This is a genomic window from Microbacterium sp. C-MGS6, from assembly GCF_058140415.1.
Window position 1 is genome coordinate 2,604,787 of the sequence record NZ_CM176934.1, and the last position, 23,549, is coordinate 2,628,335.

The window sequence follows — 23,549 nt, forward strand, 5'->3', positions numbered from 1 at the left end:
GACCGGGTGCCGGCGACGCGACGCGGAACGGACACCGTCCGGGAGGACGAGGGGCTACGGCTCCCTCGTCCTCCCGGGGTGTTCCGTCGTTTCTGGGCGCGCCATCCCGTCCTCGCCGACGTCCTGCTCACCCTGCTCTGCATCATCCTCACGATCACCCCCGCCGCGCGCATCGATGACGCCGACCGCGGGCCCGTCGGGCTCGTGCTCGCCGCCCTGCTGCCGCTGTGCGTGATCGCGGCGTGCGCCACCCTGCTCTGGCGTCGACGGAAGCCCTGGCTTCCCGCGGTCGCGGCGATCCTGCTCGAAGCCTTCCTCCTGTTCACCGCCCTGCCCGGGAGCAGCCCGCTCCTGCTGATCGCCGGTTACTCCCTCGCCGTCTACCGCTCCGCCCGCGCGGCGTGGACGGCCTTCGGCATCGGGGTCGCGACGACCGCCTCCGGGGCCGGGCTCCTCCTCTGGGCCGGCGTCTTCACCCTTCAAGAGGCGGTCAACGCGCTCCTCGGCACGGTCGTACTCGGGCTCATCGGCACCCTGATCGGCGCGAACGTGGGCAACCGCAAACGCTATCTGGACGCCGTCATCGATCGCTCGCGGCAGCTTCTCGTGGAGCGGGATCAGCAGGCGCAGCTCGCCGCAGCCGCCGAGCGCGCGCGGATCGCGCGGGAGATGCACGACATCGTGTCGCACTCCCTGACCGTGGTCGTGGCGCTGTCCGAGGGAGCGGCCGCCACCCCGGACCGAGAGCAGGCCCGCGCAGCCGCCACCTCCGCGGCGGACACCGCCCGCAGCGCGCTCACCCAGATGCGGGCGATGCTCGGCGTGCTGCGAGACGACGACGCGCCGCTGCTCCTCGCGCCGGTGTCTCCCGCGTCACCGCAGGAGACCGTCGCGGCGGCGCAGCGGACCGGGTATCCGGTCACCCTCGCCACAGCCGGTCAGGCGGAGGTGTCGTCCGACGTGGCCCATGCCCTCGGCCGGATCGTGCAGGAGGGGCTGACGAACGCGATGCGGCACGCGCCGACGGCGACCACGGCGTCCGTGCGCCTCGAGTACACGCCCGCTACCGTGAGGGTGGAGATCGTCAACGACGGCGTGGCCGGGGCTCCCACTGAGGGCGGCTTCGGACTACGAGGGCTCACGGAGCGCGCCGCGCACGTCCGCGGCACCCTGGAGTCCCGGCCGGACGGCGAGGGGCGATGGACCCTGCGGGCTGTCCTGCCGACGTCGGCCGAGGCCCCGGCCGTGTCGCCGGGCGGAGAGGAGAACACATGACAGCGCCGATCCGCGTGCTCCTGGTCGACGATCAGGAGCTGATCCGTCTGGGTTTCCGCATGGTCCTGGAGGCGGAGCCCGACATCGTCGTCATCGGAGAAGCCGCCGACGGGAACGCCGCGATCGCCCAGAGCGCTGCCCTCGCCCCTGACCTCGTACTCATGGACATCCGCATGCCGGAGCTCGACGGGATCGCCGCGACGAGAGCCATCGTCGGCGCGCATCCCGAGACGAGGGTGCTCGTCCTCACGACGTTCGATCTCGATGAGTACGCCTTCGGTGCGATCCGCGCCGGCGCCAGCGGCTTCCTCCTGAAGGACGCCCAGCGCCACGAGATGCTCTCCGCGGTCCGTGCCGTGCACCGCGGCGACGCCGCCCTGGCGCCGCGGGTGACCCGCATGCTGTTGGAGCATGTCGGTCCGCAGCTCGGAAGCACCGCGCCCGCGGCCGAGGCGGTCGACGACGCCGGATACCGTTCCCTGACCGACCGCGAGCAGGAGGTCTTCCTCGCGATGGGAACGGGACTCTCCAACGCCGAGATCGCGGCGACCCTCTACGTCGGCGAGTCCACGGTCAAGACGCACGTCGGCCGCATCCTGGCCAAGCTCGGGGCACGGGACCGGATCCACGCCGTGATCCTCGCGCACCGGCTCGGGCTCGTCGGGCGGTGAGGCCGGGTCAGCTCTGAGGCGGCGTCCAGGCCGACACGCGGTTCAGGCGCTCGACCTCCTCGGACGACAGCTCCAGCCGCGCTCCGGCGAGCAGATCCGGAACCTGATCCACCGTCCGAGCGCTGGCGATGGGCGCCACCACGGTCGGCTGCGCCCGCAGCCAGGCCAGAGCCGTCGCGGCGACGGATGCGTCGTGCGCGGCGCCGATCTCATCCAGCGCGTCGATGATCCGAAGTCCAGCCGCGGTGGCGTACTTCGCGGCTCTGGCGGCGCGCGGCGACCCTTCTCCCCCGGCATCCGTCGAGCGGTACTTGCCGGTCAGGAAGCCGCTCGCCAGCGCGTAATAAGGCACGAGGCCCAGCCCGAACTCCTCGGCGACGGGGATGATGGTGTCCTCGACGTCGTTGCGGTGCACGAGGTTGTAATGCGGCTGGATGGCGACGGGGCGCGCGACGCCGAGCCGGTCGGCGATGTCGATCCACTGCCGGATGCGGTCGGCCGTGTAGTTCGACACCGCCACGTGCCGCACGAGTCCGTCCGTGACGAGGGCGCCGAACGCCTCGACCGTCTCCTCCAGCGGCACCGACTCATCGTCGAAGTGCGCGTAGTAGAGGTCGATCTCGTCCACGCCGAGGCGAGCGAGGGACGCCTCCGCCGCGCGGCGGACGTTCCCGGCCGAGAGGCCGCGGAAGTCGGGATGCTGGCTGACCTTGGTCGCCACGACGACACCCTGGGGCCGCCGCGACGCGAGCCACGCCCCGATGATCGTCTCGCTCTCGCCGCCCTCGTTGCCCGGCACCCAGGCACTGTAGGAGTCCGCCGTGTCGATGAAGTCGCCGCCCCCGTCGAGGAAGGTGTCGAGGACGGCGAACGACGCGTCACGGTCGGCGGTCCAGCCGAACACGTTGCCGCCGAGGGCGAGGGGGAAGACGTCGAGGTCACTGGAGCCGATGCGGGTCATGTCCGAGACAACCGCAGCGAGCGGCGCGAACATTCCCACGGGGGATCGGAAAAGATGCGCAGGTGGCCGGGGCGGGGTGCCGACCACCTGCACCCCAGTAACATAACACCCTCCGACGTGCTACGCGATATGCGGGCGCCCTGACATCACGGCGAACCTGCAGGATATCGGCGGCCCGCGTCCGCTCCGTGTCGCGCGTCGAGGTCTCGGATGTCCCGCTGCGCGCGCCGCAACGTGAGCGCGTACGCGATCGCCAACATCACGCTCACCGCTCCGACGGCCACCCGCATCACATCCAGGGCGCGCGCGTCCGTCAAGAGACCAGAGCCGAGCCACCAGGCGGCGCGCACCGTCCAGAAGACGGCGAGCACGATCGCCCACGTCCTCCGTCGCTGCAGTGCGAGCCGCTGCGGAATCAGCGACGGGTCGGACTCGTCCGCGGGTGCGCTCATGCGCAGAGCCTAGCGCTGGGGCCGTGGGCGCCGGTGAAGTGGGCTGCCCTCCTCACCTGGATGAACAGAAGGCCCGCATCCCCGGTGTTTCCCAGGGCATGCGGGCCTTCGCGTGCGGAGCCGACTACGGGACTCGAACCCGTAACCCCCGTATTACAAGTACGGTGCGCTACCAATTGCGCCAAGTCGGCGGATGCCATCACAGCTTAGCGATGGCGGGGACGCGCGGCGGTCTACTCCGCCGGCGCCGAGGTGGCGGTCGGGGTCGGCGTCGGGGACGTCGACTCGTAGTACGCCTCGCTGGCGACGGACATGACGAACGTCGACAGCTCCTGCGGGTCGTCCAGCGCGCCGACATAGGCCTCGCCGTTGACGACGATCATCGGGGCGGCGGTGAGCACGAGGTCGTCGGAGCCGGGAAGCGGCCCCTTGAGCGCACGCGTCGTCGCCTCCTTCGCCCAGTTGACGTAGTCGCCGTCCTCGATGCACGAGCGCACGGTCTTCGCGTCGTCCACGCCCACGGCGCCCGCGAGGTTGGCGAGCTCCTCGTCGGACATCCCGTCGCTGCCCACGTCGGGCTGGTCGTCGAGGAGGTCGTGGTTGAACGCGTAGAACTGGTCCGGCGAGTGCGTGGCGACGCAGGCGGCGGCGGCAGCGGAGCGCAGCGAGTACTTGGTGCCGTTGGAGCTGGCGGTGAGCAGGGCGACCGGGTGGTAGCTCACGGTCGCGGCGCCGTCCTCGATCCACTGCGCGAGCAGACGGGCGTTGGCGCGCTCGAACTTGCCGGCGTCGGGCGAGAGGTAGTCGACGTACACGTGCACGTCCACCGCACCGGCCGCGGTGGGCTCCGGTGCCGGGGTCTCGGTCGCACCGGCCTCCGTGGGCTCGGGCTCCGGCGTGGCGGAGGCGGTGCCGGCGATGGCGGCGGAGGCGATGTCCGTCACCACGACGCCGTCGGCCTCCATGCCGCTCGGGCTGAGCTGCGGCTTGGACGTCTGCGAGGTCACGGCGAGCGTCACCGCGGTCCCGATCGCGCCGACCGCGATGATCGCGACCGCGCCGATGATGATCCGTCGCATCAGACGCGCCCGCGACTGCTGGGCGTGCACCTTCTGTGCCTTCTCCCGCACGGCCTCGCGCGAATTGCGAGGGGCGGGGACGTTCGGCGTTTCGTCGCTCGACATCGTTCCTCTTGAGTCTCAGGGGGTCCGGGTTGGCCCCGACCACCGTCGGGCGGTGATCGCCGCTGCGCACGGCCGGGTTCGATGCTAACCAGTGAGGCTGAGAAATACCCAGGTGCGGCCGTTCGTGCCATACTGATCCCGACCCGATGGAGGGTCACGGCGGGTCGCTCCGCCGCTTCATTCACTACGGATCGTCCGGCACGTACCTGCCGGTGAAGGAGAAACACGATGGCATCTGTGACTTTCGACGAGGCCACCCGCCTGTACCCCGGCGGCACCCGTCCGGCTGTCGACAAGCTCAACCTCGAGGTGGGAGACGGCGAGTTCCTCGTCCTGGTCGGTCCCTCCGGTTGCGGTAAGTCCACCTCCCTCCGCATGCTCGCCGGCCTCGAAGAGGTCAACTCCGGCCGCATCCTCATCGGCGACCGCGACGTCACCGATGTGCCGCCGAAGGACCGCGACATCGCGATGGTGTTCCAGAACTACGCGCTGTACCCGCACATGACCGTCGCCGAGAACATGGGCTTCGCGCTCAAGATCGCCGGCGTCGGCAAGGAGGAGCGTGCCGCACGCGTCCTCGAGGCCGCGAAGCTCCTCGACCTGGAGCAGTACCTCACCCGCAAGCCGAAGGCGCTCTCCGGTGGTCAGCGTCAGCGTGTCGCCATGGGTCGCGCGATCGTCCGTCAGCCCCAGGTCTTCCTCATGGACGAGCCGCTGTCGAACCTCGACGCCAAGCTCCGCGTCCAGACCCGTACGCAGATCGCGTCGCTGCAGCGCCGCCTCGGCGTCACCACGGTCTACGTCACGCACGACCAGACCGAGGCGCTCACCATGGGTGACCGCATCGCCGTGCTGAAGGACGGTCTGCTCCAGCAGGTCGGTTCGCCGCGCGACCTGTACGAGAAGCCGGAGAACGTCTTCGTCGCCGGCTTCATCGGCTCGCCCGCGATGAACCTGTTCTCGGCCGACCTGGCCGACGGCGGCGTGCGCTTCGGTACCGAGGTCGTCCCGCTCGACCGCGACACCGTCGGCCGTGCCAACGGCTCCCAGGTCACCGTGGGCGTCCGCCCCGAGGACATCACCGTCGGCCCGGCCGACGGTCAGGGCCTCTCGGTCGTCGTCGACCTCGTCGAGGAGCTCGGCGCCGACGGCTACCTCTACGGCCACACCGAGATCAACGGCAAGCGCACCGACCTCGTCGCCCGCGTCGACGGCCGCAACCACCCGAACGCCGGGGAGACCGTCACCCTCGCCGCGAACCCGGGTCACGTGCACGCGTTCGACCTCGAGTCCGGCGACCGCCTGAACGACAAGCCAGTCGTCTCGGCCTGATCGGACACCTCCACCGCGGCGCGGGCTGACTTCGGTCGCCCGCGCCGCGTCTTTTCCCCGGCACCCCTCAGGAGTCCCCATGCAGGAATCCCTCCGGATCACCGCCAAGACGGTCGACCCCGGGCTGCTCGCCCTGCCGTGGTCGACGCCCCTGGAGAAGTGGCCGTCCGAGCACATCGTCTCCCTCCCCAAAGGCCTCTCGCGCCACCTCGTCCGCTTCGCGGACCTCTCGGGTCGCGTGGTGGCCGTCAAGGAGACGACGACCGAGATGGCACGGCGGGAGTACGAGATGCTCGGCAACCTCGCGCGCCTCGACGTGCCGTGCGTGGAGCGGGTCGCGGTGATCGCCGGCCGCACGGACTCGTCGGGTGATCCGTTGCCCGCGGCGCTGGTCACCTCGCACCTGCGCTTCTCGATGCCGTACCGGGCGCTCTTCACCCGGGTGCTCCGCCCGGACACGGCCACCCGTCTCGTCGACGCGCTGGCCCTGCTGCTCGTGCGTCTGCACAACGTCGGCTTCTACTGGGGCGACGTCTCGCTCTCCAACACCCTGTTCCGCCGGGACGCCGGAGCGTTCGCGGCGTACCTCGTGGACGCGGAGACCGGGGAGCTGCACGAGGAGGGCCTGACGGACGGACAGCGCGCCTACGATCTCGATCTCGCCCGCACGAACATCGCCGGTGAGATCATGGACCTCGCCGCGGGCGGTCGGCTGGAGCACGGCGTCGACGCGGTCGCCATCGCGGACGGCATCGTGTCCTCCTACCGCTCGCTGTGGGCCGAGCTCACCGCGCAGGAGTCCTTCTCCGCCGCCGAGACCTGGCGCATCACCGAGCGGGTCGAGCGGCTCAACGCCCTCGGCTTCGACATCGACGAGATGTCGATGTCGACGACCGCGGACGGCACCGTGGTGGAGATCCAGCCCAAGGTCGTCGACGCGGGACACCACCAGCGCCGACTCATCCGCCTCACCGGTCTCGACGTCGAGGAGAACCAGGCGCGACGGCTCCTCAACGACCTCGACGAGTTCCGTGCCCGCTCCACCAAGCAGTGGGCGGACGAGGAGATGTACGCGCACGAGTGGCTCACGCGCGTCTTCGAGCCCGTCGTGCGCGCCATCCCGTACGACCTGCGCGCCAAGCTGGAGCCGGCCGAGGTGTTCCACCAGGTGCTGGAGCACCGCTGGTATCTGTCGCAGGCGCAGGGACGCTCGGTGTCCCTCGCGGAGGTGCTGACGAGCTACATCAACGATGTGCTCCGCCACCGGCGCGACGAAGCCACCATCATGGGACCCCCGACGGAGACGATGGGCCTGCCCGTCGTCACCGGCACGCTGGCGCTCGGCGACGACGACGAGGTGGACTGGCGCGACCTCGTCTGAGGCCGCCCCTCCGAACCGGCGCCGGGGCGGACGGCGTCAGTAGCCGACGGTGAACCGCTCGCGGTGGTGGTTGCCCTGCTCGATCTCGTCGACGATCGCGACGGCGAAGTCCGCCCCGGAGATGTAGGACTTGCCGTCCTCATCGCGGACGAGCACGTCGCCGCCGTCCCGATAGCGACCGGTGCGCTCCCCCTCGGCCCACGGTCCGAAGACCTCGGCCGGGTGCACGAAGAACCAGTCCAGGCTCTCGGCCGTGCGCTCCAGGAGCGCGAGCGAGTCGATGCCGACCTGCGCCTCGTGCTTGTACTCCTCCGGGAAGCCCTGATCGAACAGACGGGGACCGCCCGGCGCGACGAGGCTGCCGCCCGCGCCGCCCACGACGCCGAGCCGCGTCTCGGTGCCGTCGAGCAGCGCGACCACGTTCGTCAGCGCCTCGAGGACGCGGTCCTCCATGTCACCGCGCGGCGAGAGCGCGGAGACCACGGCGTCCGCTCCCGCGAACGCCTCGGTCAGCGTCGCGGGGTCGAGCGCCGACCCCTGCACGTAGGCCGCACCCGCGACCGGATCCGCGGGGGTCGAGCGCGAGATGGCGACGACCGCGTGATCACGGCTCACCGCCTCCGCGACGATGTGGCGTCCGGCGTAGCCGGTTCCTCCCAGGACGATGATGCGGGCCATGCGTGTTCCTCTCGGTCAGTCCGCGGCGCGGACGGTCGCGACCTGGTACAGCGCGACCGAGGCCGCGATGCCCGCGTTCAGCGACTCGGTCGCCGCGGAGATGGGGATGGAGACGATCTGGTCGCAGGTCTCGGTCACGAGGCGGGACAGGCCCTTGCCCTCCGAGCCCACGACGATGACGACGGGGCGGTCCGCCAGCTCCAGCGCCGGCAGCGACACGTCGCCGTCGCCGTCGAGCCCGAGCACGAAGACGCCCTGCTTCTTGAACTCCTTGAGCTGGGTGGTGAGGTTCGATGCCAGGGCGACCGGGATGCGCGCCGCCGCCCCCGCACTCGTCTTCCACGCCGCGGAGTTCACACCGGCGGAGCGACGCTGCGGCAGGATGATGCCGTGGCCGCCGAACGCCGCCGTCGAGCGGATGATCGCGCCGAGGTTGCGGGGGTCCGTGATGCCGTCGAGGGCGACGAACAGCGGCGTCTCGCCGCGGTCGATGACCTCCTCCAGCAGGTCCTGCGGGTGGGCGTACTCGTACGGCGGCACCTTGAGCGCCACGCCCTGGTGCACGCCGTCGAAGCCGGCCATGCGGTCGAGCTCCTGGCGGGTGACCTCGAGCACCGGGATGTCCCGGTGGGTCGCGATCGACAGCATCTCCTTGACCCGGTCGTCCATCTCGACACGCTGCGCGATGTACATCGCGGTCGCCGGGATCTTCGCCCGCAGCGCCTCGAGCACCGAGTTGCGGCCGGTGACCGTCTCGGTGTCGGTGGTGTTGTCCTTCGACCTGGCGGTGCGGTTCGGGTTGCCCCCGGAGGCCGGACGCCCGCCGGGCTTGCCCTTGCCCCCGGCCGCGGCGAAGCGCTCGGCCGCGGCCTTGCGCTTACCGGCGGGGTGCCACGCGCGGTCCTCCGCCTTCGGCGTGGGGCCACGCCCCTCGAGCGCCTTGCGCCCCAGACCTCCCGTGCCCTTGGTGGGGCCCTTCTTGTTTCCCTTGCTCGCGCCGGGGCGCCCTGGCTTAGCCATCGATACTCCAATGAGTTCCGGCCGGAGTGTCCTCCAGCGTGATTCCTGCGGCGGCGATCGCGTCTCGGATGCGATCCGCCGCCGCCCAGTCCTTCTCCGCGCGCGCGGTGGCGCGCTGCGCGATCATCTCCTGCACCAGCGCGTCGAGCGCCGCTGCCTGCGCATCCCCGGCCTTACGGGAGCCCGCGTCCTCGACGAGGCCGAGCACACCGGTCATGCCGAGCACCGCCCGCGCCGCGTCCAGGGCCGCTGCGGTGTCGCCCGCGTCCAGAGCCGAGTTCCCGGCCCGCACGCTCTCGTGCACGACGGCCAGCGCCTGCGGCACACCCAGGTCGTCGTCCATCGCATCGATGAACGCCGAGGGCAGGCTCTGCGCGTCATCGGCGCCGATCCCGTCGCCGGCCGCGCGGAGCGCCCGCTCCAGGAAGGAGCGGATGCGGCCGAGCGCCGCCTCCGCTTCCGCCCAGGAGGATTCCGAGAGGTCGAGGCTCGATCGGTAGTGCGCCGCCGCGAGGGCGTAGCGCACGACGAGCGGGTCCCGCTCAGCGAGCACGTCCCGCGCGAGCGTGAAGTTGCCGAGCGACTTCGACATCTTCTGTCCGTCGACGGTCACGAGGCCGTTGTGCACCCAGTACCGGGCGAAGCCGTCGCCCGCTGCACTCGACTGCGCGAGCTCGTTCTCGTGATGCGGGAACCGCAGGTCCAGTCCCCCGCCGTGGATGTCGAACTCCGCACCGAGGTACCGCTTCGCCATGGCCGAGCACTCGATGTGCCAGCCGGGGCGCCCGGCACCCCACGGCGACGCCCACGTCGCGTCGGCGGGCTCGTCGGCCTTGGCGCCCTTCCAGAGGGCGAAGTCCTGCGGGTTGCGCTTGCCGCGCGGGTCGGCGTCCTGCGCGGCTTCCATCGCGTCCACGGACTGGTGGGTGAGGTCGCCGTAGGACGGCCAGGAGCGCACGTCGAAGTACACGTCTCCCGAGCCATCGGGAGCGGGGTACGCGTGGCCTCGGTCGATGAGCAGCGCGATGAGCTCCTGCATCTGCGGCACGGAGGCCGTCGCACGCGGTTCGTAAGTGGGCGGGAGGATGCCGATGCCGGCGTAGGCGGCGGCGAACTCCTGCTCCATCCGGTAGGCGAGCGCCCACCACGGCTCGGACTCCGAGGCGTTCGCGAGGACCTTGTCGTCGATGTCGGTGACGTTGCGCACGAAGGTCACGCGCCCGTGGCGGTATGTCAGCCAGCGGCGAAGGAGATCGAAGCTCAGAGCAGCTCTGACGTGACCGATGTGCGGTCCGGACTGCACCGTGGGTCCGCAGACGTACATCGTGATGTTCTCGGGATCGAGAGGCACGAAGTCGCGCAGCAGCTGTGCGCGGGTGTCGTAGAGGCGGAGAGTCACCGCTCAAGCCTACTCGGCGGGCGCTGGGAGACCCCGCTCCGGTCGCGGGATGACGACGGCGACGGCCGTGACCGCGATCCCCTCGCCCCGCCCGGGGAACCCGAGACCGTCCGTCGTCGTGGCCGTGACCGTCACCGGGGCGCCCCCGAGCGCCGCCGACAGCGCCGCCTCGGCCTCCCCGCGGCGTCCGCTGAATCGCGGACGGTTGCCCTGGAACTGGACGGACACGTTGCCGATCGCGAACCCCGCCTCCGCCAGGAGCTCCCCGGTGCGGGAGAGGAAGACGTCCGCGTGAGCCCCCGCGTACTCCGGATGGGCCGTGCCGAAGTGCTGCCCGATGTCGCCGAGCCCTGCAGCCCCGAGCAGCGCGTCGACGATGGCGTGGGCGACGGCGTCGCCGTCGGAGTGCCCGGAGAGCGCGGGCTCCCCCGGCCATTCCAGCCCCGCCAGCCACAGCGCCCCGTCGCCGCCGAAGGCATGCACGTCCGTGCCGATCCCCACGCGGGGAGCGTCGACCACGACCGCCGACGGCCGCGCCGCCGCGGAGGGCGCCCCCGGAGTCGTCGCCACGAGGAGGCGCGCGCGCTCGAGGTCGGCGGGGGTGGTGATCTTGAACGAACGCTCCGAGCCGGGCACCAGCCGCACCGCATTCCCGGCTGCGGCGAAGAGCGCGGCGTCATCCGTGTACTCGGCGCCCTGGGCTGTCGCCTCCGCGTACGCCGCTTCCAGCAATCGGCGCGGGAATCCCTGCGGCGTCTGCGCGGCCGCGAGCTCCGCGCGATCCACGGCGCCGACGACGAGGCCGTCGGCCACCCGCTTGAGCGTGTCGACCACGGGCAGACTCGGCACCGCTCCGGCGTCGCCGACCACGGCCGCCGCCACGGCATCGATGACGGTAGGCGGCGTGAGGGCGCGGGCGGCATCGTGCACGAGCACCGTCGTGATGTCTCCCCACAGGGCCGCGAGTCCGGCGGCGACGGACTCCTGCCGCGTCGCTCCTCCCGTGACCACGCGGCCCAGGTCGGCGCGATCGCCGGCAGCCGCCAGCAGCTCCGTCTGCGCGTCACCTTCGTAGCCCGACGGGGCGACCACCACGACCTGCATCGGGGCCGCCGCGAAGACACCGTCGAGGGCATGCCGCAGGATCGTGCGCCCGTCGATGCCGACGAAGGCCTTGGGTGCCCCCGCCTCGAGACGGGTGCCGGAGCCGGCGGCGACGACGATGATCGCGGTGTGCGGGACGGGGAGGATGCTCACAGCTTCACGTTACCCGCGGGAACGACGAAAGGCGGGTGCCGCAGCACCCGCCTTTCGTGGAGGACGTCTCAGGACGCGAGGACCTCGTCGAGCAGTGCGCCCGCCTTGTCCTCATCGATCTTCTCGGCCAGCGCCAGCTCGGAGATGAGGATCTGCCGGGCCTTGGCCAGCATCCGCTTCTCACCCGCGGACAGGCCGCGGTCCTGGTCACGGCGCCAGAGGTCGCGCACGACCTCGCTCACCTTGATGACATCGCCGGACGCGAGCTTCTCCAGGTTCGCCTTGTATCGGCGCGACCAGTTGGTGGGCTCCTCCGTGAACGGCGCGCGCAGCACCTCGAACACGTGGTCGAGGCCCTCCTTGCCGATCACGTCGCGAACGCCGACGAGGTCGACGTTCTCAGCCGGGACCTCGATGATGAGATCACCCTGCGTGACGTTGAGCTTCAGGTACTTCTTCGCCTCGCCCTTGATGATGCGCTCCTTGACCTCGATGATGGTCGCAGCGCCATGGTGCGGATAGACGACGGTCTCGCCAACCTCAAAAAGCATAAAAACATGTCCTTTCGGCAACCTCAAGGATACCACAGGGGATATGCGCTAAGGTTCGCGCTCCCTGTTCCCTGCGCGCTCCGGACTTACCCATAGAATGGGGAGGGATATCCCGTCGGACCTCAGGAGGACCCGTGAAATCGCGCCTTGTCGCGTCTGCCGCCATCAGCGCCCTCGTTCTGCTCGGCGCGACCGGGTGCACATTCATCACCCCTCAGGCGACGAAGACCGAGTACGCCGCCTCCGACGGCGTGAACGTCTCCGATCAGGACGGCCCCATCGCCGTGCGCAACGCCCTGATCATCGCGAACGAGGACGGCTCGGTCGGCAACTTCGTCGGCGCCGTGGTCAACCCGTCGCAGGACCGCGCCACCCTCACGGTCTCGCTGGAGGGCGGCGACCCCTTCCAGATCACCGTGCCTGCCGGCGGAAGGATCAGCTTCGGCGCCGACGAGGAGCCCGTGGAGATCACCGGCCTCGACACGATGCCCGGCGCGACCGTCGCGATGCACTTCCAGTCCGGCGACTCCGCCGGTGTGACGACCGAGATCCCGGTCCTCGACGGCACGCTGCCGTACTACTCGGACCTCGCTCCGCAGGACTGAGTCCGCAGACAAACAGAAGAGGCCGGCACCCGCGGGTGCCGGCCTCTTCTGTCTGTCGTCAGCCCTCGAAGCGATATCCCAGGCCGCGGACGGTCACGAGCATCACCGGCTCGCTGGGGTTCTCCTCGATCCGCGAGCGGATGCGCTTGATGTGGACGTCGAGCGTCTTGGTGTCGCCGAAGTAGTCGCTCCCCCAGACGCGGTCGATGAGCTGGCCGCGCGTGAGCACCCGACCGGAGTTGCGCATCAGCACCTCCAGAAGCTCGAACTCCTTCAGCGGCATATTGATCTGCTCGCCGGCGACCGACACCGTGTGCCGATCGATGTCGAGCGAGACGCGCCCGCCCTCCAGCACCCGTTCGTCCAACTCGCCCTCGGCCTGCACGACGCGTCGCAGCACCGCCCGCATCCGGGCGAGGAGCTCCCGCGACGAGTAGGGCTTGGTGATGTAGTCGTCGGCGCCGAGCTCGAGCCCGACCACGATGTCGACCTCGGAGTCCTTGGCGGTCAGCATGATGATCGGCACCGCCGACGTCGAACGGATCTGACGGCACACCTCGGTCCCCGGCATCCCCGGCAGCATGAGGTCGAGGAGCACGATGTCGGCGCCGCGCTCCCGGAACGCCGTCAGCGCACCGGGACCGTCCTCGGCGATCTCGACCTCGTAGCCCTCGCGGCGCAGCAGGTACGCGAGGGGGTCGGCGAGGTCGGGCTCGTCTTCGACGAGAAGGATGCGGGTCATGCGGTCTCTCCGTTTCGGACGCGCGTCGCCCCGGTCGCGGGGGCGGCCTTGCGTGCGCGCTTCTTCTTGCTCTTCTTGCCCTGCCCGCTGTTCGCGGGGGCGTCGATGCGGGGCAGGCGGATGGTGAACGTCGATCCTCGGCCGGGGCGCGACCACAGCCGCACCTCTCCCCCGTGCCGCTGAGTGGCGTGCTTGACGATGGACAGCCCGAGGCCGGTGCCGCCGGTGCGCCGCGAGCGGGCTTCGTCGGCACGGTAGAACCGCTCGAAGATGCGCTCGCGATCGGCCTCGACGATCCCGATGCCCTGGTCGGACACGGCGATCTCCACGACGTCGTCGTCGGCCTTCACCCCGACGCCCACCCGGGAGCCGCGGGGCGAGTAGACGATCGCGTTGGCGATGAGGTTGCCGACGGCCTCGATGAGGATCTGCGCGTCGCCGCGGACCCACACGCCGCGGTCGCCGCCGCGGGCGAGTTCGACGCCGGCCGAGTCCGCCTGCACGACATGGGCCTCGATCGAGGAGGCGATGACCTCGTCGATCGAGACGGGCGCGACCTCGGTCAGCCCGTCCTCCGCCTGCAGCCGCGACAGGCTCATGATGCGCCCGGTGAGCTGGCCGAGCCGGCCGGCCTCCGCCGAGATCCGGGAGGCGAACGCGCGGACCTGAGCGGGATCGTCGGCGGCGGACTCGATGGCCTCGGCGAGCAGGCTCACCGCGCCGACGGGCGTCTTCAGCTCGTGGCTCGTGTTGGCCACGAAGTCGCGGCGCATCTGATCGAGGCGCTCCTGCTCGGTCACGTCCCGGATGATGAGGAGCACGAGGCGCGTGCCGATCGCGCTCGCCCTGGCCGACACGAGCCGGGGGTCGAGACTGAGACCGCCGCGGGTGATCCGCATCGAGGCCGTCGCGGTCTCCCCCGTCGAGCGCACACCGCGCACGAGCTGCCGGAGCTCCGGATTGTCGAGCGTCGACCCGACCTCGATCCCGAAACGCGCCGCGGCCTTGGAGGTGGCCAGCACGAGCCCCGAGACGTCCACGACGCACGCGGCATCGTCCATGCTGCGCAGCACGTCGGTGATCCCGGTCGGGATGACCATCGAGGTCTCCTCCTCCGCCCGCGCCCGGGCGCGGTACGCCCAGACCACGAGGAGCGAGAGGCCCACGCCGATCGCCAACCCGATGGCGAGGGAGGACAGCGCGAGCTGCGGCAGGGTCATGACTCCAGCGTAGAGCGCGTTCACCGTCGATCCGGCGGGTTCCCGCGCCATCACGGGGAGCGGAGACGTACTATTCACTCGCTGGGCACCGTTCGTTAACCTTCGGAGCAGACAATCGCTTCAGGCCTGCGCGCGCGCAGTCCTCCCCCATGCGGACGCCCCGCCGCCCCGCGCTGGACCGTCAGCCGGGATCCGAACGAAAGGTTGCGCCCACCATGCGCGAAGTCTTCCACCAGTCCCTCGAGGACCTGCAGTCCCGCCTCGTCGAGATCGCCGAGCTCGTGACGGTCTCCATCGACAAGGCCACCCGCGCCTTCGCCACGAGCGACGTCGCGCTGGCCGAGGAGGTCATCGCCGACGACGCCAAGATCGACGAGCTCGCGGTCGCGCTGGACGAGCAGGCCATCGAGATCCTCGCCCGGCAGCAGCCGGTCGCGCGCGACCTCCGCATCGTCGTCACGGCGCTCCGCGTCAGCGCGTCCCTGGAGCGGATGGGCGACATGTCCGAGCACATCGCCCAGCTCGCGCGGCTGCGGTTCCCGGAGCGCGCGATCCCGAAGGGCCTCAAGGGCACCTTCGTGAAGATGGGCGAGCTGGACGTGGAGATCTCCCGCACGCTCGCCGAGCTCCTGCGCACGCAGGACCTCAAGTTCGCGGACGCCATCCGCAACGCCGATGACGACGTCGACGAGCTGCACGCCAGCGTCTTCGAGAAGGTGCTCAGCGACAACTGGAAGGGCGAGGCCGTCGCCACGGTCGACGCGACGCTCGCCAGCCGGTACCACGAGCGGTTCGCGGACCACGCGGTCGCCGTCGCCAAGAAGGTCGTCTACCTCGCGACGGGTGACTGGCACGTCGAGGAGGAGGACATCGCCCTCGCGGTGGAGCAGCAGGAGCAGCTCGGTCACGCCTGACCCGAAACCCCGCCTTACCGCCGAGACCCCCTGCTGCAGTCGCCTGCAGCAGGGGGTCTCGACGTGAAACCGGGGTCTCGGTTACTTCTTGCCCTGGGCGGCCACGGCCGCAGCACCGGCGGCGGCGGCCTCCGGGTCGAGGTAGCGGCCGGGACCGGTCGGCGCGTTGTTCTCGTCGAGTTCGTACACGAGCGGGATGCCGGTCGGAATGTTCAGGCCGGCGATGTCGTCGTCGCTGATCCCCTCGAGGTGCTTGACGAGGCCGCGCAGCGAGTTGCCGTGTGCCGTCACGAGCACGGTCTTGCCGGCTTCGAGGTCGGGGACGATCTCCGCGTCCCAGTACGGCAGGAGGCGGTCGATGACGAGCTTGAGCGATTCCGTGCGCGGCACCTCGCCGTCGATGCCCTCGTACCGGGCGTCGCCCACCTGGCTGAACTCGCTCGCGTCGTCCAGCGGGGGCGGCGGGACGTCGAACGAGCGGCGCCACAGCTGGAACTGCTCCGGGCCGAACTCCTCGAGGGTCTGTGCCTTGTCCTTGCCCTGCAGAGCGCCGTAGTGACGCTCGTTGAGGCGCCACGACCGCTTCACCGGGATCCACAGCCGGTCGGCCGCATCCAGCGCGATGTCGGCGGTCTGGATGGCTCGGCTCAGCAGCGACGTGTGCAGCACGTCGGGCAGGATGCCGGACTCGGCGAGCAGCTCACCGCCGCGACGGGCCTCGCCCTTGCCCTGCTCGGTCAGGCGGACGTCCACCCAGCCGGTGAAGAGGTTCAGTTCGTTCCACTCGCTCTGGCCGTGGCGGAGCAGGATCAGGGTGCGCTTCGCAGTCATGTCGCCAGTTTATCCGCGGGCGCGGAGCGGGCGCAGCGGCGGAGGAGGGAGGATGGACGCATGGCGTCATCTCCCCTCGGTCGGCCGACCCGCGGCACGACCGGGACGAACCGGCTGCGTCGGAACGACCGGTGGATCGCCGCCTCCCCCGCCTTCCGTCGCGCCGCGGACCCGCTCGTCGTCGACCTCGGGTTCGGGGCGAGCGGGGTGACCGCGTTCGAGCTGGCCGCACGACTGCGACGAGTGCGGCCGGACGCGGAGGTGCGCGGTCTGGAACTCGATCCGGAGCGGGTGTCCACCGCAGAGCAGCAGCTCGGCGAGGTCCGAGCCGGCCGGACTCCATTCCCCGCCGACCTCCGCGTCTCCTTCGCCCGCGGCGGATTCGAGGTGCCGCTCCCTGACGGCCGGCGCCCCGCCGTCATCCGGGCGATGAACGTCCTGCGGCAGTACGACGAAGCCGAGGTCGCAGGCGCCTGGCGGACGATGGCGCACCGCCTCTCGCCGGAAGGACTGCTGGTGGAGGGGACCTGCGACGAGATCGGGCGCGTCGCGAGCTGGGTGGATGTCGATCCCGTCGGCGCTCCCCTCCGTTTCTCCATCTCCCTTCGCCTCCGCGGACTCGAGGTCCCGAGCATCGTCGCGGAGCGGCTGCCCAAGGCCCTCATCCATCGCAACGTCCCCGGCGAGCGCATCCACGCACTGCTCGTCGACCTGGACCGGGAGTGGGAGCGCGCCGCTCCCCTGTCGACCTTCGGAGCCACGCAGCGTTTCCTCGCCGCGGTGGCCGCCCTGCGCGCGCAGGGCTGGCCCGTGCAGGGCGGACGGAGCCGCTGGCGACTGGGAGAGCTCACCCTGCCGTGGGAGGCGGTGGCACCGGTCTGACCGGCGCCCGTCAGCTCAGACTCCGGCGTCGCGGGGATCCGGCGCTGTGGGACGGCGGGACAGCCGCGTCAGTCGCGGCACATCCGCGGTGGCGCCGGCGTCCGCGGGCACGATGATCTGCTGGGACGCGGCGATGTCGATCCCCTCGGCGCGGACGACGAGGTCGCCGACGGGGGCACGGCGGGACAGGAGGGCGAGGGCGATCGGCCCGTCCTCGTGATGCCGCGCGGAGGAGGTGATGTGCCCGACCTCGTCATCACCCGCGAACACCGGAGCACCGGGTTCCGGAAGCACGGCGTCGCTGCCGTCGAGCTGGAGCAGGGCGAGACGCCGCGGCGGATGCCCGAGGTTGTGCACCTTCGCGACCGTCTCCTGGCCGCGGTAGCAGCCCTTGTTCAAGTGCACGGCACTGCGGAGCCAGTCCGACTCGTGCGGCAACGACCGCTCGTCGACCTCGGCCGCCCAGCGCGGACGCCAGGCGGCGATCCGCAGGGCCTCGGCGGCGAGCAGCCCGGCGACGTCCTCGCGGTCGAGGTCAGCGCCGAGTGCGCGCGCCGCCGTCTCGGGCACGATGCCGATCCGCCAGGCGAGGTCCGCCCCGGGGTGGGAGGGCACCGCGGCGTACTGGTGGCCGCCCACGCTGATGCGCTGCCAGGGGTCGACCCACACCCGCACACCGTCGAGGCCGCGCACGCGGTCGGCAGCGGAGCCGCCGTCGACGAATCCGAGCAGCGCGAGGTCGGGGCGCAGCTCGACGGTGGCCTGGGTGCGGAACTTCATCCGTGTCAGCCACGTCGCGAGTCCCTCGGCGTCGCCGGCGTCCGCGAGGAGCCAGGTCGAGATGCCGTCGTCGAGGACGCCGGCCGCGTGCTCCACCCGCCCCTGCGGGTCGAGCACGAGGAGCTCGGTGCTCTCCCCTGCGCGCAAGCCGCTCACCGCCTGGGACGTGATGGAGTCGAGCCACGGGAGGCGTTCGGGGCCGGACACCTCGATGACCGTCCGGTCGTCGAGGGGCGCGATGGCCGTTCCGGTTGCGAGACGCCGCTGCTCGCGGAAGGGATCGCCGAAGTGGGCGATCCCGCGCTCACCCGTGATCGCTCCGGGGACGCCGTCGAAGACGCTGCTGCTCACGGTGTGCTCCGTTCAGACGCGGGCGAGACGCGCCGAGGCGTGCGCCCGCAGAGGTGTGCCGAGGGCCGCGATGTCCCACGCCCACAGCAGGTGCCCGTCGACGAGCCCGTACATCCGCGAGGCGGAGGCGTAGTCCTTGGCACCGGCGCCGCGCACGATGGCGTCGGACGAGAGGTCGACACGAGGACCGTTGATCTCACCGACGTAGTACTCGAGCATGCCGTCCGAGCGGGCCAGCGACACCTCGAGTGGGAAGGCGCCGTTGGGCGATCGCAGCGTCTCGACGTCGTCGACGGTGCGGGTCACGGGCGTCGCCGTCGGCGGGAGCAGGGCGGGACCCGCATCGGTCGCCGCAGCCGGTCGCGCCAGTCGCCAGAACCCGGACTCGGCGGTCAGCGGGACGGCGGGTGCGGCATCGTCGCCGACGAACGTCGCGGTCGCCGCGTAGTTGAGGAACGGTCCGCCGTCATGGCTGAAGCTCACGCGATGGGTGAACTCCCCCTGCAGCCGCTCCTCCCCGACGGGGTAGTCGATCACCCCGGAGCCCTCCCACACGCCGATCAACCACGCCAGCGGGGCGAGGTCGGCGGGGAGGTCTGTGGGGAGCTCGATCACGATGTCGTCAGCGCTGGCCGCGGAAGAGGTTGCGCAGCACCACGGCCGAGACGAACACGATCGCGAGGCTCGCCAGGCCCAGCAGGCCGATGAAGAAGATTTCGAGCGCCATGATGTCCATGACCTCCACCTTACCCCCGGCGATCCGGCTCAGGCAGGGATGAGGGCGGCCAGGCCGAAGCCGACGGAGATGATCCCCATCAGCAGCAGGGAGCCCGTCACGCTGCTCGCGACGCGGAAGATGAAGCCCTGCGTGCGGCCGTACCAGAGCTGCACCGCGAAGGAGAGGAGCACGACCGCACCGAAGCCCACGAGCATCCAGGGGATCCGCCACTCCTCCGGAGCGAAGATCCCGATGACGATGCTGCCGACGAACGCGGTCGCCCAGACCGCGATCACGCCGGTGAAGGCGTTGCGGGGCGCGAGAGCCGGTTCTGACATGTCACCATTCTTGCGCATCGGCGGCCGCTATCATGGCGGCACGGCGTCGATCCCCCCGCCGGTGAGGAGTGCGCGTGGCCCTGGTGCTGGTTCTGACCAATGCTCCGCTCTCGGAGCAGGTGCTGCCCGCCCTCGAGCTGCTGAGTCATCGCACGCGGCAGATCCCCGCCGAGCCGGCCCAGCTCATCAACGCCCCGGAGTACGACATCGTGATCGTCGACGGCCGTCACGACCTCGTCGGGGCGAAGTCGCTGTGCCGTCTGCTGCGGGCGACCGGGCAGGATGCGCCGCTCCTGCTCGTCGTGACCGAGGGCGGCATGAGCGCACTGTCGGGCGAATGGGGCATCGACGATGTGCTGCTGTCCACCGCCGGCCCCGCCGAGATCGACGCCCGCGTGCGCCTCGCGCTCGCCCGACGGGACGAGGTCGCGGAGCCGGCGCGCGTGCAGGCCTCCGGGGTCACGATCGACGAGCAGTCGTACTCGGCGAAGCTGCACGGGCGACCGCTCGACCTCACCTACAAGGAGTTCCAGCTCCTGCACTTCCTCGCGACCCATCCCTCGCGGGTGTTCACCCGTGAGCAGCTGCTGAGCGAGGTGTGGGGGTACGACTACTTCGGCGGTACCAGGACCGTCGACGTGCACGTGCGGCGGCTGCGCGCCAAGCTCGGCGATCAGGAGCAGATCATCGGAACGGTGCGCAACGTCGGTTACCGCTTCAACGTCTACGAGGACGACAGCCTGGTCGGCTCGCGCTGACCGCTGTTCACACGTCCGACACCTGCCGGTGCTTAGATGTACCCCATGATCGATCCCGCACTCGCCGACGCCGGCCTCGGTGACGCCGAAGACGACGACTTCGACGACGCCGTCGAGGCGCCGGACTCGCAGCTCCCCGACCACCGCTATCTGGACCGCGAGCTGAGCTGGCTCGCGTTCAACCAGCGCGTGCTGGAGCTCGCGGAGGATCCGTCGCTGCCGGAGCTGGAGCGGGCGAACTTCCTGGCGATCTTCGCCAGCAACCTCGACGAGTTCTTCATGGTGCGTGTCGCCGGGCTCAAGCGGCGCATCATGACCGGTCTCGCCGTGCCGACCAACATCGGGCGCTCCCCCGTCGACGCCCTCGCCGACATCTCGCGGGAGGCCCACGCGCTCCAGCTCCGCCACGCGGACGCGTGGACGACGCTCGTCCGTCCCGCTCTCGCCGACTCCGGCATCGAGATCACCGAGTGGTCCGATCTCACCGACGACGAGCGCCGGGCGCTGTCGGACTACTTCGGGGCGCAGGTCTTCCCGGTGCTGATGCCGCTCGCGGTCGACCCGGCGCACCCGTTCCCGTACATCTCCGGCCTCTCCCTGAACCTCGCCATCCGCATCCGCAACGCGCGGACCGGCCGGCAGGAGTTCGCGCGACTCAAGGTGCCGCCCATGCTGCCGCGCTTCGTCGAGGTGCCGGGCGGCGGCGAGATCAAGCGCTTCCTGCGGCTGGAGGAACTCATCGCCAACCACCTCGGCGACCTCTTCCCCGGCATGGAGGTGCTCGACCACCACGCGTTCCGCCTCACCCGCAACGAGGACGTGGAGATCGAGGAGGACGAGAGCGAGAACCTCATCCAGGCACTCGAAGCCGAGCTGCTGCGTCGTCGGTTCGGCCCTCCGATCCGGCTCGAGATCACCGATGACATGGACGATGTCACCATGGACCTGCTGGTCCGGGAACTCGACATCACGGACCTGGAGGTCTATCGCCTCCCTGGTCCCCTCGACCTGCGCGGCCTGTTCGACCTGTCGCGGATCGACCGTCCGGACCTGCGGTACCCGCCGCACCTGCCCACCACCGCCGTCGCCTTCCAGCCCGCGGGGTCGAGCAACCGAGCCGACATCTTCAAGGCGATCCGCAAGTCCGACGTCCTCGTGCACCACCCGTACGAGTCCTTCACCACGAGCGTGCAGGCGTTCCTCGAGCAGGCCGCCCGCGACCCGCACGTGCTCGCCATCAAGCAGACGCTGTACCGGACCTCCGGAGACAGCCCCGTCGTGCAGGCCCTCATCGACGCGGCCGAGGCAGGCAAGCAGGTGCTCGCGCTCGTCGAGGTGAAGGCGCGATTCGACGAGGCGAACAACATCGTGTGGGCGCGCAAGCTGGAGAAGGCCGGCGTGCACGTGGTGTACGGCCTGGTCGGCCTCAAGACGCACTGCAAGCTCGCCCTCGTGATCCGCGAGGAGGACGGCAAGCTCCAGCACTACTCGCACGTCGGCACCGGCAACTACAACCCGAAGACCAGCCGCATCTACGAGGACTTCGGGCTGTTCACCGCCGACGCCCAGGTCGGCAAGGATCTCACGCGGCTGTTCAACGAGCTCAGCGGATACGCGATCGAGAAGAAGTTCAAGCGTCTGCTCGTCGCCCCGCTCCACCTCCGCAAGGGCCTCGTCCGGCTGATCGACGCGGAACGCCGGATCGCCGAGTCGGGAAAGCCCGCGCACATCCGCATCAAGGTCAACTCGATGGTCGACGAGGAGATCATCGACGCGCTGTACCGCGCCAGTGCCGCCGGGGTGAAGGTCGACGTGTGGGTGCGCGGCATCTGCAGCCTGCGGACCGATCTCGACGGGATCAGCGACAACATCACGGTCCGCAGCATCCTCGGCCGCTACCTCGAGCACTCCCGCATCTTCACGTTCGAGAACGACGGCGACCCGCAGGTGTACATCGGCAGTGCCGACATGATGCACCGCAACCTCGACCGTCGCGTCGAGGCCCTGGTGCGGGTCACCGACCCCGCGCACCTCAAGGAGCTGACCGCCTTCTTCGACCTGGCGATGGACGACCAGACCTCGTCGTGGCATCTCGGCCGCGACGGAGTGTGGGAGCGCCACGCCGTGGATGCCGATGGCAAGCCGCTCGTCGACCTGCAGGATAAGACCATGGGGATGATCCAGCGACGTCGTCGGGCGCGGGCGGTTCGATGACGGCGCGGCAGGTCCAGCTCCCGGCGTCCGCGGCGGACGCGAAGTGGGCGGACAAGGCCGTGTATGCGGCCGGGGCCGTCGTGTGGCGTCTGGTCGACGGCAAGCTGCGCATCCTGCTCATCCACCGCACCAAGTACCGCGACGTCACCCTCCCGAAGGGCAAGGTCGACCCGGGCGAGATGCTCGCGGAGACCGCCGTGCGCGAGGTGCACGAGGAGACCGGCATCCGGGTGGCCCTCGGCGTCCCCGTCGGGATCAGCCGCTATCACCTCGCGTCCCGCAAGCAGAAGGTCGTCCACTACTGGGCGGCCGAGGCCACGGATGCCGCGATCCGCGCCTCGACGTTCGTGCCGAACCGCGAGATCGCCGCCCTCGAGTGGGTCAGCGTGAAGAAGGCGCGTGCCGCGCTGAGCTACCCGGTGGACCTCGAGATCCTCGATGCGTTCGCGGCGCTGGTGGACGACGGCGTGCTGCGGACCTTCCCGGTGATCGCCCTCCGGCACGCGAAGGCCCTGCCCCGGTCGGAGTGGGACAAGGCGGACGCGGCCCGGCCGCTCACCGACCGCGGGAAGCGGCAGGCCAAGGCCATCGTCGGACCGCTCCGCGCTTTCGGCGTGCGCAAGATCGTCACCAGCGACGCGGTGCGCTGCGTGCAGACCGTCACCCCGCTCGCCAAGGCCCTGGACCGCAAGCCGGTCCTCACCGAGAAGATCAGCCAGGACGCATGGGAGGACGGCGTCGCCGACCTCCGCTCCGTCGTCGGTCGCCGCATCCGTGCCGGCAAGCCCGCGGTGCTCTGCAGTCACGGCCCCGTGCTCCCCGCGCTCCTCTCGGAGATCGCCCTCGCGACCGGCACCGTGCACGGCTCCTACGTCAGCAGCGCCGCCGATCTGGAGACCGGCGCGTTCTCCGTGGCGCATGTCTCGGCGACGAACCCCGGCTCCGGCATCATCTCGATCGAGACCCACGCGCCGAAGGTCTGACCCCTCCCTCGTTCGAGTCGCTCACGTGGCTGCATCCGGGCCGGGGATGGCG

General features: G+C 70.7%; 24 protein-coding genes and 1 tRNA gene. 10 read left to right on the forward strand and 15 right to left on the reverse strand.

All coding sequences use genetic code 11. From position 1 onward, the window contains the following. The first annotated feature begins 6 nt into the window (after window positions 1-6). The gene (locus tag AC3B5L_RS12790; RefSeq protein ID WP_259951418.1) at window positions 7-1,275 is read left to right on the forward strand and encodes a sensor histidine kinase; all 1,269 of its coding nucleotides are present in this window, start codon (window positions 7-9) and stop codon (window positions 1,273-1,275) included. Further along, window positions 1,272-1,946 carry a response regulator transcription factor gene (locus AC3B5L_RS12795; RefSeq protein ID WP_259951417.1) on the forward strand — a complete coding sequence of 225 codons (675 nt, stop codon included), beginning with the start codon at window positions 1,272-1,274 and terminating at the stop codon, window positions 1,944-1,946. The genes AC3B5L_RS12790 and AC3B5L_RS12795 overlap by 4 nt, the downstream gene beginning before the upstream one ends. Before the next feature lie 7 nt (window positions 1,947-1,953). Here AC3B5L_RS12795 and AC3B5L_RS12800 read toward each other — a convergent pair whose 3' ends face one another. The 4 genes from AC3B5L_RS12800 to AC3B5L_RS12815 all read right to left on the reverse strand — a co-directional run bounded on the left by AC3B5L_RS12800 (window position 1,954) and on the right by AC3B5L_RS12815 (window position 4,543). Continuing rightward, window positions 1,954-2,907 carry an aldo/keto reductase gene (locus AC3B5L_RS12800; RefSeq protein ID WP_490095844.1) on the reverse strand — a complete coding sequence of 318 codons (954 nt, stop codon included), beginning with the start codon at window positions 2,905-2,907 and terminating at the stop codon, window positions 1,954-1,956. Window positions 2,908-3,053: 146 nt separating this feature from the next. Further along, the gene (locus AC3B5L_RS12805; protein WP_490095845.1) at window positions 3,054-3,359 is read right to left on the reverse strand and encodes a hypothetical protein; all 306 of its coding nucleotides are present in this window, start codon (window positions 3,357-3,359) and stop codon (window positions 3,054-3,056) included. Window positions 3,360-3,477: 118 nt separating this feature from the next. After that, window positions 3,478-3,550: transfer RNA gene (locus AC3B5L_RS12810), tRNA-Thr, on the reverse strand. Between the two features lie 42 nt (window positions 3,551-3,592). Further along, window positions 3,593-4,543, reverse strand: a complete 951-nt coding sequence (locus AC3B5L_RS12815; RefSeq protein WP_187662077.1) for a thioredoxin domain-containing protein — start codon at window positions 4,541-4,543, stop codon at window positions 3,593-3,595. A gap of 228 nt (window positions 4,544-4,771) precedes the next feature. On the opposite strand from AC3B5L_RS12815, the gene AC3B5L_RS12820 reads away from it, so the two are divergent. Together AC3B5L_RS12820 and AC3B5L_RS12825 are read left to right on the forward strand one after the other, a co-directional pair. Next, entirely contained in the window at window positions 4,772-5,875 is a 1,104-nt protein-coding gene (locus AC3B5L_RS12820; protein WP_187662078.1) for an ABC transporter ATP-binding protein, read from the forward strand. Window positions 5,876-5,954: 79 nt separating this feature from the next. Continuing rightward, on the forward strand, window positions 5,955-7,256 hold the full coding sequence (locus AC3B5L_RS12825; RefSeq protein WP_259951412.1) for a DUF4032 domain-containing protein: 1,302 nt from the start codon (window positions 5,955-5,957) through the stop codon (window positions 7,254-7,256). Between the two features lie 36 nt (window positions 7,257-7,292). On the opposite strand, the gene AC3B5L_RS12830 is transcribed toward AC3B5L_RS12825, so the two are convergent. From AC3B5L_RS12830 to AC3B5L_RS12850, 5 genes are all read right to left on the reverse strand, one after another. Next, the gene (locus tag AC3B5L_RS12830) at window positions 7,293-7,934 is read right to left on the reverse strand and encodes an NAD(P)-dependent oxidoreductase (RefSeq protein ID WP_259951411.1); all 642 of its coding nucleotides are present in this window, start codon (window positions 7,932-7,934) and stop codon (window positions 7,293-7,295) included. A gap of 15 nt (window positions 7,935-7,949) precedes the next feature. Next, window positions 7,950-8,954: a 23S rRNA (guanosine(2251)-2'-O)-methyltransferase RlmB gene (gene rlmB / locus AC3B5L_RS12835; protein ID WP_187662081.1), complete on the reverse strand. Its 1,005-nt coding sequence runs from the start codon at window positions 8,952-8,954 to the stop codon at window positions 7,950-7,952. Further along, window positions 8,947-10,353 (reverse strand): cysteine--tRNA ligase, encoded by a 1,407-nt coding sequence (cysS, locus tag AC3B5L_RS12840; protein ID WP_259951410.1) that lies wholly within the window; start codon window positions 10,351-10,353, stop codon window positions 8,947-8,949. The genes rlmB and cysS overlap by 8 nt, the downstream gene beginning before the upstream one ends. 9 nt (window positions 10,354-10,362) lie before the next feature. Next, the gene (gene ispD, locus AC3B5L_RS12845; protein WP_259951409.1) at window positions 10,363-11,610 is read right to left on the reverse strand and encodes a 2-C-methyl-D-erythritol 4-phosphate cytidylyltransferase; all 1,248 of its coding nucleotides are present in this window, start codon (window positions 11,608-11,610) and stop codon (window positions 10,363-10,365) included. 68 nt (window positions 11,611-11,678) lie between these two features. Beyond that, on the reverse strand, window positions 11,679-12,161 hold the full coding sequence (locus tag AC3B5L_RS12850) for a CarD family transcriptional regulator (RefSeq protein ID WP_045255828.1): 483 nt from the start codon (window positions 12,159-12,161) through the stop codon (window positions 11,679-11,681). Window positions 12,162-12,295: 134 nt separating this feature from the next. On the opposite strand from AC3B5L_RS12850, the gene AC3B5L_RS12855 reads away from it, so the two are divergent. Then, window positions 12,296-12,766 (forward strand): DNA modification methylase, encoded by a 471-nt coding sequence (locus tag AC3B5L_RS12855; protein WP_187662084.1) that lies wholly within the window; start codon window positions 12,296-12,298, stop codon window positions 12,764-12,766. A gap of 58 nt (window positions 12,767-12,824) precedes the next feature. Here AC3B5L_RS12855 and AC3B5L_RS12860 read toward each other — a convergent pair whose 3' ends face one another. Both AC3B5L_RS12860 and AC3B5L_RS12865 read right to left on the reverse strand, forming a co-directional pair. After that, a complete protein-coding gene (locus AC3B5L_RS12860; protein WP_071328841.1) occupies window positions 12,825-13,508 on the reverse strand; it encodes a response regulator transcription factor in 684 nt (227 codons plus the stop codon). Then, window positions 13,505-14,728, reverse strand: a complete 1,224-nt coding sequence (locus tag AC3B5L_RS12865; protein ID WP_259951407.1) for a sensor histidine kinase — start codon at window positions 14,726-14,728, stop codon at window positions 13,505-13,507. Before AC3B5L_RS12865 ends, AC3B5L_RS12860 begins: the two co-directional genes overlap by 4 nt. 215 nt (window positions 14,729-14,943) lie before the next feature. Here AC3B5L_RS12865 and phoU point away from each other — a divergent pair, with 215 nt between their 5' ends. Beyond that, window positions 14,944-15,642, forward strand: coding sequence for a phosphate signaling complex protein PhoU (gene phoU / locus AC3B5L_RS12870; protein ID WP_187662086.1), 699 nt, complete (start codon window positions 14,944-14,946; stop codon window positions 15,640-15,642). Between the two features lie 81 nt (window positions 15,643-15,723). On the opposite strand, the gene AC3B5L_RS12875 is transcribed toward phoU, so the two are convergent. Beyond that, entirely contained in the window at window positions 15,724-16,473 is a 750-nt protein-coding gene (locus AC3B5L_RS12875) for a phosphoglyceromutase (RefSeq protein WP_101848551.1), read from the reverse strand. A gap of 60 nt (window positions 16,474-16,533) precedes the next feature. Here AC3B5L_RS12875 and AC3B5L_RS12880 point away from each other — a divergent pair, with 60 nt between their 5' ends. Next, the gene (locus tag AC3B5L_RS12880) at window positions 16,534-17,355 is read left to right on the forward strand and encodes a class I SAM-dependent methyltransferase (protein ID WP_259951406.1); all 822 of its coding nucleotides are present in this window, start codon (window positions 16,534-16,536) and stop codon (window positions 17,353-17,355) included. A 15-nt stretch (window positions 17,356-17,370) separates the two neighbouring features. Here AC3B5L_RS12880 and ygfZ read toward each other — a convergent pair whose 3' ends face one another. From ygfZ to AC3B5L_RS12895, 3 genes are all read right to left on the reverse strand, one after another. Then, window positions 17,371-18,486, reverse strand: coding sequence for a CAF17-like 4Fe-4S cluster assembly/insertion protein YgfZ (ygfZ, locus tag AC3B5L_RS12885; RefSeq protein WP_259951405.1), 1,116 nt, complete (start codon window positions 18,484-18,486; stop codon window positions 17,371-17,373). Window positions 18,487-18,498: 12 nt separating this feature from the next. Continuing rightward, window positions 18,499-19,101, reverse strand: coding sequence for a nitrobindin family protein (locus AC3B5L_RS12890; protein ID WP_259951404.1), 603 nt, complete (start codon window positions 19,099-19,101; stop codon window positions 18,499-18,501). Between the two features lie 150 nt (window positions 19,102-19,251). Next, the gene (locus AC3B5L_RS12895; protein ID WP_187662090.1) at window positions 19,252-19,542 is read right to left on the reverse strand and encodes a hypothetical protein; all 291 of its coding nucleotides are present in this window, start codon (window positions 19,540-19,542) and stop codon (window positions 19,252-19,254) included. A 74-nt stretch (window positions 19,543-19,616) separates the two neighbouring features. On the opposite strand from AC3B5L_RS12895, the gene AC3B5L_RS12900 reads away from it, so the two are divergent. The 3 genes from AC3B5L_RS12900 to AC3B5L_RS12910 are packed head-to-tail and all read left to right on the forward strand — an operon-like array spanning window position 19,617 to window position 23,497. Next, the gene (locus tag AC3B5L_RS12900; protein WP_060923071.1) at window positions 19,617-20,300 is read left to right on the forward strand and encodes a winged helix-turn-helix transcriptional regulator; all 684 of its coding nucleotides are present in this window, start codon (window positions 19,617-19,619) and stop codon (window positions 20,298-20,300) included. 45 nt (window positions 20,301-20,345) lie between these two features. After that, the gene (locus tag AC3B5L_RS12905) at window positions 20,346-22,514 is read left to right on the forward strand and encodes an RNA degradosome polyphosphate kinase (RefSeq protein WP_187662091.1); all 2,169 of its coding nucleotides are present in this window, start codon (window positions 20,346-20,348) and stop codon (window positions 22,512-22,514) included. Beyond that, window positions 22,511-23,497 (forward strand): NUDIX hydrolase, encoded by a 987-nt coding sequence (locus tag AC3B5L_RS12910; protein ID WP_259951403.1) that lies wholly within the window; start codon window positions 22,511-22,513, stop codon window positions 23,495-23,497. The genes AC3B5L_RS12905 and AC3B5L_RS12910 overlap by 4 nt, the downstream gene beginning before the upstream one ends. The last annotated feature ends 52 nt before the right edge of the window (window positions 23,498-23,549 follow it).